The organism is Vibrio sp. Vb0349 (genome assembly GCF_033338975.1).
Map to the genome: position 1 here is coordinate 1 of NZ_JAWOTS010000022.1, position 12882 is coordinate 12882.

The window sequence follows — 12882 nt, forward strand, 5'->3', positions numbered from 1 at the left end:
TTAGCATGAGTAGTTTTACAGGCAAAGCCGAAACGGATGATAACCACCTACTGAAGTAGGTGGTTTAGGGCTGAAAATAAAAAACCCCGAAGATTCGGGGTTTTGATTCATACTGCTTTTTCTTTATTAATTACTTAGTTTTACTAGAAGAAGCCTAACGGGTCGATGCTGTAGCTAATCAGCAAGTTCTTAGTATTCTGGTAGTGGTCCAGCATCATCTTGTGCGTTTCACGCCCGATACCCGATTTTTTGTAACCACCGAACGCTGCGTGTGCAGGGTAAGCGTGGTAACAGTTAATCCAGATTCGACCAGCTTCAATATTACGGCCCATACGATATGCGACGTTCGCATCACGTGTCCAAACACCTGCGCCTAAGCCATATTCGGTGTCGTTTGCGATTTCCAACGCTTCAGCCTCATCTTTGAATTTGGTGATAGCAATCACTGGGCCAAAGATTTCTTCTTGGAAGATTCGCATCTTGTTGTGGCCTTCCAACATGGTTGGCTGAATGTAGTACCCCTGGTTGATAGACTCTGGCTGTTCTGACACTCCACCACCAAAGACCACTTTTGCGCCTTCTTCACGGCCGATTTCCAGGTAACTTAAAATCTTATCAAACTGTTCTTGAGAAGCCTGAGCACCGACTTGAGTATCGGTATCGAGCGGATTACCTTGTTTAATCAGCTGTGCACGTTCCGTCAGTTTCTCTACAAACTTGTCATAAATCGCTTCATGAACCAGTACGCGAGATGGACAAGTACAAACTTCACCTTGGTTGAAGAAACCAAGTAACGTACCTTCGATACACTTATCAAGATACTCATCTTCGTAATCGAAGATATCTGAGAAGTAGATGTTTGGAGATTTACCACCTAACTCAACTGTCGATGGGATCAAGTTGTCTGCTGCACATTTCAGAATGTGGTTGCCAACTTGCGTAGACCCGGTAAACGCGAGTTTCGCAATGCGGTTGCTGGTTGCTAATGCTTGACCCGCTTCAGAACCATATCCGTTTACAACGTTGATGACACCAGGAGGAAGAAGGTCACCGATTTTTTCCATCAGAACCAGAATGGATGTTGGGGTTTGCTCTGCTGGCTTCAATACCACACAGCAACCCGCCGCTAGTGCCGGTGCTAGTTTCCAAGCCGCCATCAACATTGGGAAGTTCCACGGAATAATTTGACCAACCACACCAATCGGTTCTGGGAAGTGGTAGCTTGCGGTGTGCTCATCCAGTTCTGCCGCACTGCCTTCTTGTGCGCGAATACAGCCAGCGAAGTAACGGAAGTGATCCACTACTAAAGGTAAATCTGCCGCCAAGGTTTCGCGAACTGGTTTGCCGTTTTCCCAAGTTTCTGCAACTGCAAGCTCTTCTAGGTGTTGCTCAATACGGTCAGCAATTTTCAGCAAGATGTTCGAACGTTCTGTCACGCTAGTTTTGGCCCATTTTGCTTTGATGTTGTGCGCGGCATCCAGTGCTAAATTAATATCTTCCTCGCCAGAGCGAGCAACTTTACAATACGCTTGCCCGTTGATTGGTGAGATATTGTCAAAGTACTCACCACCCGTTGGTTTTACCCATTCCCCACCGATAAAGTTATCGTAATGCGATTTAAAGTTAACAATGGCATTTTCACTACCTGGCTGTGCATAGATCATAACTCTTCCTTTTGTTTCTCGTTCAATGTGTTATTGCAGTGTCGTATCGCACTGTTCACAAAGAGCATTACGCAAGTCACACGCCAACTACGCCACACTTGTTGTTAATTGAATGTAAAACTATGATTACCAAGCGATAACAAACCAAGTGAGCGATGTTTGAGCGGATGTATGGTGTGAACACCAATGTTCAAGTGTTCCAAAATGGCACACCCTCACTGTGACAAAATGGTACAGTCATGGAACTTCAACACATTAGCGGTAACAATTGGCTTTCAACTTCATGGGTCAGAAGTGAACAAGCGGGTTTAAAACAGCGTCGACGCCCTGAAGATATTCGAGTAACGCCAGCAACGCTCCAAGATAGGCGTCACCAACTCAATTTCTTGCTAGAGGCAGTCACTCAATTTGCGCTCCCTTTGTTTAATCAGCTATTTGCTCATAGCGACAGTCGCTTAATTTTGACGGACTCAGATGGTGTCATCATCGGCAGTTGGGGACAACCTAGATTTCGTGAGAAGTTAACGGAAATCTCGCTAAGCTCTGGAGCATGCTGGCAAGAAAAGGTCAAAGGCACCAACGCGATTGGTACAGCTTTGGTTGAAGCAAAGCCCGTTTCTGTTATTGGTGATCAGCACTTTATCCAACACCATCGTTTTATTAGCTGTTCGGCTAATCCTATTTTCGATCATCTTGGTAACCTCATTGGCGTATTAGATATTACGAGCGAGCAAAAGAGACATGACTTCTCAACGCAAGTACTAGTACAAAACATGGTCCAGCAAGTGGAGAATCAACTACTTAACTTGATTCCTCAAGGGCATATTCGTGTGGATTTAGCGTGCGAAAAAGGCTTACTGAATAGTGGTTGGCAAGGAATTATCATTGCAAATGAAGACGGACAAGTTTTGGCTCACAATCAAGTAGCCTCTCAACTTTTTGCGCAAAAAAGTATCATTGGGCAATCCTTAGACGACATTCTATCCACTCGGGGAAATGAGCACCCTTTCGTTTTCAAAACAAAACCGCTTACTGATAAAGATAGCAAGGTCAAGTCTCGTGCTGTAGCGGCGTCCAATGATCTTCATTATGGCGACTCCGCTGTTGAGCACTGTTGGCAGCAAGCTAATCGCGTCATCGATAAAGACATCAGTTTGTTGATTCTCGGAGAGACTGGTGTTGGCAAAAACGAGTTTGTAAAAGCACTCCATAAAAACAGCCAGAGAAAAACGGGACCGTTAGTTTCCGTCAACTGCGGAGCGCTACCAAAAGATCTGGTTGAATCTGAATTGTTTGGCTACGTAGCCGGTGCCTTTACTGGAGCAAACAGCAAAGGCTATCAGGGAAAAATTCGCCAAGCACACAAAGGGATTTTGTTTCTGGATGAAATCGCAGATTTACCCTTGGAAGCTCAAAGCCGGTTGCTCCATGTATTGCAAGATAAAACCGTGCTTCCCGTGGGTTCAAACCAAAGTATTCAAGTCGATACGCAAATCATTGCAGCCACGCATAAAGATCTGGAACATTTGGTCAGCGAAGGATTGTTCCGACAAGATTTGTATTATCGCCTTAATGGCTTGATCATTGAGCTACCTCGCTTTGAGAAACGTGATGACAAACGACAACTGATTGAGAACATTCATCGGCGTCACGCCGAATCTGAACAACAGCTTTGCCCTCACCTCCTTTCTCTGATGCTGTCTTACTCATGGCCAGGAAATTTGCGTGAACTCGATAGTTTAATCAAAGTATCCGCCTTAATGGCGCAAGGTGAAGAAATATTGGAACTCACACACGTCCCAGCCCACCTAAGTAAGAAACTCAGCCAAGCTCAAGAAGGGGCAGCATCCGCTGAACCAACTTCAGAACTGCGTGCAACCGTCGAAGATAAGTTGCTCAAAACATATCAAGCCAACCAGGGGAACATTAGCAAAACGTCTCGTATGCTTGGTGTGAGCCGAAATACCATTTACAGAAAGTTGAAAAGCCTTGGCATATTAAGTTAATTCTACGACCTCAGATACAAAAAGAGCACCGTTGCGGTGCTCTTTCTCTTTGAAACCTAGCTTACAGGCCGCCTTGTTGTTGTGCCTGTTTTACTAATGCCTGACGTTGAGTTTCCTTCTCAGAGATCACTTGATTGTCCTTGTGCATTTCCTGTTCCAATTCTGCTGGAATGAAAACAAAGTACTTGTTAAGAGTCATCTTAGAACCTCAATTTGCTGTGTTAATTACCTTCTTGGTCGACGTAAACAAAACCAGAAAAACATGTTTTACTGGATCCTTGTTGCTAGTTTCAAAAAATAAAGGATGTTCATATAGTAAACATCCTCCATGTGGGCGCTAATTATAGGCGTAGTTTAAAGGCTTACCTAGCACTCTTTTTCACCTTTTATGCAATCTGAGTTTCGATCGAAAAACGGGTTTAATTGCCCGTAGTTACTAAGGTATTGTTAAACAGAGAAAAAAGCTTTTACTGTAACTGACGACAGGGATGAGCTTACGAGTGTAGGTTCACTTGCAATTGTGTATCGTAGAGTTCGAATACGATAATAATAGCGCTACATGCCCTTAATCTGCGTAGTTAAAAACTTTGAAGTGATAGACAACCGAAGTCATATCTGTGCAACTCAGTTTAACGATTTGTCTACCAGTTCAATATTTCACCTTTTTTGAGAAATCTTTAGCCACTTTTTTGTGTGAAACGTCCCAAAAGAGCAGACAATTAAAGTGTGGTATATGACCACAATTGTCTATTCCCACTTAGCTTCGGGAGGCGTTTATGAAAAGTAACAAACTTGGCCATGTAATGTCTTTCAGCAGGATGTTTTCCTTCATTGCATTCTTGACGGCCACATTCGCATGGATTCTCAGCATGTACGCCCTATTTACTGTTTCTTTAGTGGCTCTTGTGGTCAGTGCAATTCTCTACCTAAATGACAGGTTTTATCAAAACAAGAAAACGACCACTGAAAAGAGCGCCTAGGCGCTCTTTTCTATTGGATGTCATTTCCGTGTGACTTGATATAGTTATCAATCCGTTCGAGTTCGTGAAAATAACCATACATACCAATACGATTAATTTCTGGTTCTATACAGTATTTTTCTTCTTTTACCATAGCTTCTACAAACATTCCGCTTGATGCAATTGTGAAAGGTGGACACGCTGAGTAACCATTACTTTCTGCAATATACTTCAATCGCCCAAATTCAAAAATTTGACCTGGAATAGCAACGATAAGGGACAAGACAATTGTTATAGTTATCACTTTAATCGGCACTTTGACTAACTGAGTCATTCGATCAAATAAAATATAGACCAATAATGTAGGGCATAAGAGTAAGCTTGCGATACTTAAAACATATGACGCATCAATGTAGAGCACTTGAAAACCACTACTGAGCTGAAGCGGTAGAGATTCGAAAACGAAATGATGATAAAGGCGATAGATAGAGTAAGTAATCAGTAATATGAACATAAGCAACACGAAAGCTGTGTGAAATGGATGCTTCTGTTGTGTCATTTCTATTACCTTATAGTTGAGGAGACGGCAGAGAGCTGCTTAGCTTCACTCTTCGAAGAGAAATATTAAACTGCTAGCAAATGCATGCTCTCCCATTTCTGAGAAGTGCGTGACGAATCAACGTTTAATGTAACTTTTAAATCTACCAATATCTTACAGACACAAAAAAGGATGCCACTTGGGCATCCCTTTATATCTTTATATTTAGTCGGTTTACTTAAAACGATTACACGTCGTAAGTTGTAGACGCTGTGTCGCCGCCTGTACCAGTCCAGTTAGTGTGGAAGAATTCACCACGGGGACGGTCAATGCGCTCATAAGTGTGAGCACCGAAGTAGTCACGTTGAGCTTGAAGCAGGTTCGCTGGTAGACGAGCTGTTGTGTAACCGTCTAGGAAAGATAGCGCAGAAATCGTACATGGCATTGGGATACCAGACTCTAGAGATTTCGCTGCTACTTTACGCCATGCTGCTAGGCTGCCTTGTAGGATGTTTTTGAAGTACTCATCAGAACCAAGGAATGCGATGTCTGGGTTCGCTTCGTACGCATCACGGATGTTGCCTAGGAACGCAGAGCGGATGATACAACCACCACGCCACATTAGTGCTACGTTACCGTAGTTTAGGTCCCAACCGTTCTCGTTCGATGCTTCGCGCATTAGCATGAAGCCTTGAGCGTAAGAGATGATCTTAGAAGCTAGTAGCGCTTGACGTAGTGCATCAACCCACTCTTGCTTGTCGCCTTCAACCGGAGTGATTGTCTTACCGAATAGAGATTCAGCTTCAACACGTTGGTCTTTCAGTGCAGATAGACAACGAGAGAATACAGACTCAGAGATAAGTGTTAGTGGAATACCTAGGTCTAGTGCGTTAATACCAGTCCATTTACCAGTACCTTTTTGGCCTGCTGTGTCTAGGATCTTCTCAACTAGAGGCTCACCGTCTTCATCTTTGTAGCCAAGGATGTCAGCCGTGATTTCAACAAGGTAGCTGTCTAGCTCAGTCTTGTTCCAATCAGCGAATACTGCTTGCATCTCGTCAGCAGACATACCAAGACCGTCTTTCATGAACTGGTAAGCTTCTGTGATAAGCTGCATGTCACCGTATTCGATGCCGTTGTGTACCATCTTAACGAAGTGACCAGCACCATCGTTACCAACCCAGTCACAACATGGCTCACCAGCGTCAGTTTTCGCAGCGATACCTTGGAAGATAGGCTTAACCGCTTCCCATGCTTCAGCAGCACCGCCAGGCATGATAGATGGACCGAAGCGCGCACCTTCTTCACCACCAGATACACCAGTACCGATGAAGTGGATACCTTTTTCACGTAGTGCAGCAACACGACGGTTTGTATCTGGGTAGTTAGTGTTACCACCGTCAATAATGATGTCGCCTTTGTCTAGCAGAGGTACTAGCGCTTCGATGAACTTGTCTACAACGTCACCAGCGCGAACCATCAACATTACTTTACGCGGCGTTTCTAGCTTCTCTACTAGTTCTTCTAGAGAGTATGCACCGATGATGTTCGTGCCTTTTGCTGGACCTTCCAGGAACTCGTCTACTTTAGCAGCAGTACGGTTGTGAGCAACCACTTTAAAGCCGTGATCGTTCATGTTTAGGATAAGGTTTTGACCCATTACTGCTAGGCCAATTACACCGATATCACCTTTCATTGTTTCTCTCCAATTTTATTTCATCGACGAGCAGCGTCTTAAGCAATTTTTGCTGCCGCGTCTAAATCTAAATACCATTCCGTTAGGCCCGATTTCGCTTGAATCTTAGCCGCTGGGTATGGCAGTGCGTGTGCTGGTGAACTGTTAATTTCTTCAACAATGTCCGCTTTTCCTGCACCAAGCACTAAGTAACTAATGCGTTTCGCTGCTTCTAATACGCGTGCGGTTTTCGACACACGAAGTTGGCCCGATTCAGGATGCGACGCCACAAGAGATAGGTTCGCATCATCATAATTCGTTTGGCCAGGGAACAGAGAAGCTGTATGACCATCTGCACCAACGCCTAATAAGATCCAGTCAAACACAGGTGTGCCGTTTTCACTCGGGATCACCTCTGCCATCTCTTTTGCAAAGCGCTCGGCTTCTGCTTTAGGCTCATCTTCGCCACGGATGCGGTGAATGTTTTCTGCAGGAATATTTACTTGGCTAAACAACAATGTGTTCGCTTCACCGTAGTTGCTTTCTGCATCGTCAGGGGCAACACAACGTTCGTCACCCCACCAAAAGTGGAGGTTTTCCCATTGAATGGAGGTTGCGTAAACCTCTGAAGCCAGTAGTTTAAACAGCATTTTAGGAGTGCTGCCGCCAGAAAGAGAGATGTGAACAGGTCTGCCCATTTCGCTAAACGCTTTCATATCGTTAGCTAGGCTTTCAACTACCTGTTCTGCTGTTTGGTAGATCTTATGGTTGATCATAGTTCACAGTAATCCGTATCTGTTAAGTTTTTACATGGGAAACGCCAAGCGCGACCATCACGCTGTAACAAGTCATCTGACTCTTTAGGTCCCCAAGTGCCGCATGCGTACCCGAAGAGGGATTGTGGATCTTGCTTAAAATCTAAGATTGGCTGTACGTATTGCCAACACGCTTCCACCGCATCACTACGTGCAAATAGCGTAGCATCACCATTCAAAGCATCAAGTAGAAGGCGCTCGTATGCCGTTAGCATTTGCGTTTCTTGCAGGTCAGCGTAATGGAAGTTCATTTTCACTTCCTTCGCTTCAAAGCCTGCGCCTGGCTCTTTCAAGCCAAAGCTCATTTGAATGCCTTCGTCTGGTTGAATACGAATGATCAGCTTGTTTTCTGGTGCGTTTTGACCAAACACAGGATGCGGTGTTTGTTTAAAGTGGATAACCACCTCAGTAACGCGTGTTGGAAGACGCTTACCAGTACGCACGTAAAATGGCACGCCATTCCAACGCCAGTTGTTGATGTACGCTTTCAAACCGATGTAAGTCTCTGTACGAGAATCGTCTGCAACTCCCGGCTCTTCACGGTAGCCGCGTAGGCTTTGCCCACGAACTTCAGACGCCGTGTATTGGCCTAATACTAGGTCATTGCGCAGAGCGTTTTCGTCTAATGGCTTTAGGCATTGAAGCACTTTTACCACTTCATCACGCATCGAGTCTGCATTGATTTGCGCTGGTGGTTCCATACCTACCATTGCTAATACTTGTAGCAAGTGGTTTTGGAACATGTCGCGCACAGCGCCAGAGTTGTCGTAGTAACCACCACGCTCCTCTACGCCAAGGAATTCTGCGCCTGTGATTTCAACGTAATCAATGAAGTTACGGTTCCAAAGCGGCTCAAACATCGCATTAGAGAAACGAAGCACAAGTAGGTTTTGTACCGTTTCTTTACCTAAGTAATGGTCAATTCGGTAGATTTGATGCTCTTGGAAGTGCTCGTGAATTTCTTTGTCCAGAATACGCGCCGATTCAAGATCATAGCCGAATGGTTTCTCAATGATCAGGCGTTTCCAGCCATCCTCTTCACTGTTAAGACCATGTGCTGCAAGACTTGCAGGGATCACACTGTATAAACTTGGTGGGGTTGCTAAGTAAAAAAGCGTATTGCGTTGCTCGAATTGATATTCGTCCGCAAGTTGGTCTAAGCGAGAAGATAGCTTACCGTAATCTTGTGTGTCAGAAGTATTAATTGCTTGGTAGTGCAGATGGTTAATAAATGCATCAAGCGTTTCTGGCTCAGTCTTTTCCATTTCCTGAAGCGATTTTTTCAGCTTCGCGCGGTAAGACTCATCACTGTATTCAGTGCGACTTACACCCAGAATGGCAAAATTCTCTGGAAGCTGCTTGTTCGCGTAGAGGTGGTATAAAGCAGGAATGAGCTTACGGTACGTAAGGTCACCTGAAGCACCAAAAATAACGATGCTGCTGTTTTCTGGTATTACCATCATCTTTCCCTTAAAAACGAGGTACTTATTGTGTGCCCGGATACGGCTAGAGAATGAGCCAACCCTATCAATGGCACCTCAAAATAGAAAATTGGTCTTACCTATTACGTTGATAGGTAAAGTCTATGGGCCCAAAGAACCTCAAGAAGTTGCATTTCCGATTCTTGGAAACACGACGTATTGAGGTCATTTAAGTCACTTATGTCTCAAAAGTACACACTGTACTCGCTGGAGGAGAGTCCGACACGGGGCAATATTGTCTACGACTATTTGATTTACATCAACACTTGCCAGTGCAAACGTTTAAATAAGTTGCACAAAACGTCATAAGCGATTGTATTTTATTGATAAAAAAAGTTTCATCTGAACGCTCCAGAATTTAAGCAAAAACTCTAATATGGGCAATAATTACTCATACTTGCAATCCATTACAGTTTTATCGTGATCTGTGTTACTTACTTTTTATTTCATCATCCTATTGATAATGATACTCAATTAAAGATAATGAAATCACTATTAATGTGAAAGTAGAACGCCATGAAATCAAGCGCCATTAACCCACACCCCATAAACCGAATACAATCGGTGCTTGACTACATTCACACCAACTTAGACAGCACTCTGAGCGTAGATGAAATATCAAAAGCAAGTTGTTGGTCGCGCTGGCAACTGCAACGCGTATTTCAACAACACACTGGCGTATCCGTCGCTCACTACATCAGAGAGCTTAAACTTAGCCTTGCGGCTGAGCGCTTAATCCATACTTCTGACCGCTCGTTAGATATAGCGATAGAAATGGGATTTACATCTGAACACGCATTTAGCCGAGCGTTCAGGAATATGTTTTCAAAAAGCCCCCGTGAATATCGAAAAACGCAACAACTCTCCGGGTTGAGACAACCTTTGACGCTGCGTAAGACACCAAAAGAAGAGAAAAAACATCAGCGCTTTATTGAAGTTCGAATAGAAACAAAACCGGCTTTTGAACTTGCTGGTTATCATGAACCTATTCACGGATTGTTTTCCGCTGCGCCCGATTTCCAATCCAAAGTACCGTCACTTTGGTCACGTCTTTATTCATCTGAAAACCTTAACAATTCGGAAAGTAGTTACTTTGGCGTGATTGATGTGACTCAAGCGTATTCAAACAACCAACAACTTGAGTATTGGGCAGGTTATGAGTGCAGTCCAACAGCAAACGCACCAAGATCAACGAACTCTTCCAACTCGGGGTTAGACCTCTTGGCTGTTCCTGAGCAAACCTACGCCGTCATTACACACATAGGCAAAGCATCAGAGCTCGCCTCAACGCTGGAATGGTTTATTTTACATTGGCTACCCTACTCTAATTATCATGCTATCGATGGTTATGAGTTAGAGCTTTATCCAGAAGGTTATGATGTTGATAGCGAACAAGCACAAATGCAGTATTGGATTCCTGTCGAGCCAAACGACTCGCTATCTTTAAAACCTAAGAACAGAAGAATAAGTTCCAAAGATTAGTGTTTTGCACCAAATTGTTAACTTTTCCTATTTCTTTGAATATAGAATACAAATAACAATCATTATCAATAAATAGAAAAAGTAGTGGAATTTATAAATATGGAAAGTCCGATTCGATTTCATCGTTCAGCGGTTGCTATCGTCGTATCCGCATTGCTCGCTGGCCACGCCAATGCGACTGAGAGCGTATCCCAACACGAAACGATTACGGTGCTAGGAGAAACATACCGAAACACCGCAACTAAAACCGTTTTAGAACCGGAAGAAACACCGCAAGCGATCACGGTAATCACTAAAGATGACATGGACCTACGCGGCGTAAACTCGGTGAGCGAAGCATTGCGTTACGCGCCTGGCGTAAATACAGAATTGCGTGGCGGTGCCGTTTCCCGACTTGACCTATTCAATATTCGTGGTTTTATTAACTACACCAACTTTTATGATGGTCTTCCTTTGCTGTACAACGGTTGGAACCTTCAACCGCAGGTCGATTCCGTTGCTCTTGAGCAAATCGAGGTTTTTAAAGGGCCAACGTCTGTTCTTTACGGCAATATTCCACCAGGAGGTATGGTCAATATTATCGCCAAGGCGCCTCAGTCAACACCCTCACACTCTGTCTCGATTAGTACTGGGACTAACAACCTAAAAGAACTGACGTTCGACACCACAGGACAAGTTGGTGATTCTAATGTTGATTACCGTATCGTCGGCCTGGCAAAACAGCGAGATGGTCAAGCCGATACGTCTGAAGACGAACGTTATGTACTCGCCCCATCTTTCAATTGGCAAGCGACAGAAAGCACATTAGTGAACGTGAATGTTTACTATCAAAATGATCCATCAGCAGGTATCTACACGACTGTGCCTGCATCTGGCTCAGTGATTAAAAACCCACTTGGCTCGATGTCACCAAGCACCTATTTGGGGGATGAGGACTGGAACACTTACGAACGCGAAGTTCTGATGATGGGTTACAAAGTCCAACACGACTTTAACAACAATTGGCAATTTCTACAGAATGCCCGCTACATGACCGCCGATGCCTATCAGGAAAACACATATAACGGTGCACTTGAAGCGGATAACCGTACCGTTGGTCGAAATGCCTATTTAACCGATGAAAAGTCCAAATCCTTTGTGATTGACAACCAACTATCTGGCTACATTAAAACAGGAAATTTTGAACATAACTTATTGTTCGGGCTTGATTATCAGTATCTAGACTCAGATGTAAAATACAAAGACACGCTTGGGTATTCGCTAACTCAGGACATTTTTAATCCTGACCACAACAGCATTGATCGTAATGCACTGAATTTCCAATACAAACAAAACTTGGATATCAAAACGAAGCAGATTGGCGTTTATTTCCAAGATCAAGTTCGTTACGACCAACTTGTAATGATTGCAGGTCTTCGTTGGGATAAATACGATTCAAATACAGACGCCGTTAGCGATTATCTAGGAACAGTATCCAACAGCAAGGAAGAGTTAGACGATACCAACGTATCTTTCCGAGTCGGTGGTTTATATGAGCTAGACTTTGGTCTCTCGCCATACCTTACTTACTCGGAAAGTTTTGAGCCAATTGCGGGTGCCGACTCTTCTGGTAAAGCATTTGAGCCATCAACCGGTCATCAATGGGAGTTAGGCTTTAAATACGCACCATTATCTGGTGATATCTCAGGTAACTTAGCACTCTTCCATATTACGAAGAAAAACGCGATCTTGACCGATCCGAATAATCCATATGCACCGAACTATCAAGCGGGCGAAGTGGTATCACAAGGTATTGAACTTGAGGCAAAATGGCAAGCCACAGCACAAGCTGATTTCACTCTAGGCTATACATATACCGATATGGAGATTACCGAGGACAGTTATTACAACCAAGAAGGTAAAACGCCGGTTTGGGTACCTGAGCAAACGGCCTCTCTATGGGCAAATTACTTCTTTGAAGGAAATCTTTCAGGCCTTCGTACCAGTGCTGGCGTTCGCTATGTCGGAGAAGCACAAATTGATGCACAGAATAGTCAAAAAGTACCGGACTACACCTTGTTTGATTTAGCAGCAAGTTACGATTTCTCAACGGTATCTGAATCAATGAAAGGGGCTAGCGTCACGCTTTCTGCAAGCAATCTATTCGATAAAGAATACTATTCTTGTTACGACAAAAATAACTGTTGGTTTGGCGCTGAGCGCTCTATCGAAGCGAAGTTAGAATACAACTTCTAACCTCTTAGAGCGGAACAGCAGTAATTT

At 43.9% G+C, this 12882-nt stretch carries 10 protein-coding genes; 4 read left to right on the top strand and 6 right to left on the bottom strand.

Features of this window, described 5'->3' with window-relative positions; translation table 11 throughout:
• Positions 1 to 143: 143 nt before the first annotated feature.
• Entirely contained in the window at positions 144 to 1664 is a 1521-nt protein-coding gene (locus R7Q47_RS18515) for an aldehyde dehydrogenase family protein (RefSeq protein WP_017634560.1), read from the bottom strand.
• Positions 1665 to 1903: 239 nt separating this feature from the next.
• Between R7Q47_RS18515 and R7Q47_RS18520 the strand changes: the two genes are divergently transcribed.
• Positions 1904 to 3670, top strand: a complete 1767-nt coding sequence (locus tag R7Q47_RS18520; RefSeq protein WP_318089316.1) for a sigma-54-dependent Fis family transcriptional regulator — start codon at positions 1904 to 1906, stop codon at positions 3668 to 3670.
• A gap of 61 nt (positions 3671 to 3731) precedes the next feature.
• Here the strand turns inward: R7Q47_RS18520 and R7Q47_RS18525 are convergent, their stop codons facing one another.
• Complete coding sequence (locus R7Q47_RS18525) at positions 3732 to 3869, bottom strand: hypothetical protein (protein ID WP_005377165.1); 138 nt, start codon at positions 3867 to 3869, stop codon at positions 3732 to 3734.
• Positions 3870 to 4446: 577 nt separating this feature from the next.
• On the opposite strand from R7Q47_RS18525, the gene R7Q47_RS18530 reads away from it, so the two are divergent.
• Positions 4447 to 4650 (top strand): hypothetical protein, encoded by a 204-nt coding sequence (locus R7Q47_RS18530; RefSeq protein WP_318089317.1) that lies wholly within the window; start codon positions 4447 to 4449, stop codon positions 4648 to 4650.
• A gap of 10 nt (positions 4651 to 4660) precedes the next feature.
• Here R7Q47_RS18530 and R7Q47_RS18535 read toward each other — a convergent pair whose 3' ends face one another.
• The 4 genes from R7Q47_RS18535 to zwf form a co-directional block, all read right to left on the bottom strand.
• Positions 4661 to 5188: a hypothetical protein gene (locus tag R7Q47_RS18535; RefSeq protein ID WP_033906174.1), complete on the bottom strand. Its 528-nt coding sequence runs from the start codon at positions 5186 to 5188 to the stop codon at positions 4661 to 4663.
• Between the two features lie 226 nt (positions 5189 to 5414).
• A complete protein-coding gene (gene gnd / locus R7Q47_RS18540; protein WP_005377160.1) occupies positions 5415 to 6863 on the bottom strand; it encodes a decarboxylating NADP(+)-dependent phosphogluconate dehydrogenase in 1449 nt (482 codons plus the stop codon).
• A 38-nt stretch (positions 6864 to 6901) separates the two neighbouring features.
• A complete protein-coding gene (gene pgl, locus R7Q47_RS18545; protein ID WP_154204531.1) occupies positions 6902 to 7618 on the bottom strand; it encodes a 6-phosphogluconolactonase in 717 nt (238 codons plus the stop codon).
• Positions 7615 to 9117 (bottom strand): glucose-6-phosphate dehydrogenase, encoded by a 1503-nt coding sequence (gene zwf / locus R7Q47_RS18550; RefSeq protein WP_017634563.1) that lies wholly within the window; start codon positions 9115 to 9117, stop codon positions 7615 to 7617. Before zwf ends, pgl begins: the two co-directional genes overlap by 4 nt.
• Before the next feature lie 537 nt (positions 9118 to 9654).
• Between zwf and R7Q47_RS18555 the strand changes: the two genes are divergently transcribed.
• Complete coding sequence (locus R7Q47_RS18555; RefSeq protein ID WP_137282067.1) at positions 9655 to 10620, top strand: helix-turn-helix domain-containing protein; 966 nt, start codon at positions 9655 to 9657, stop codon at positions 10618 to 10620.
• 99 nt (positions 10621 to 10719) lie between these two features.
• Positions 10720 to 12855 (top strand): TonB-dependent siderophore receptor, encoded by a 2136-nt coding sequence (locus R7Q47_RS18560; RefSeq protein WP_262639587.1) that lies wholly within the window; start codon positions 10720 to 10722, stop codon positions 12853 to 12855.
• Positions 12856 to 12882 lie beyond the last annotated feature (27 nt).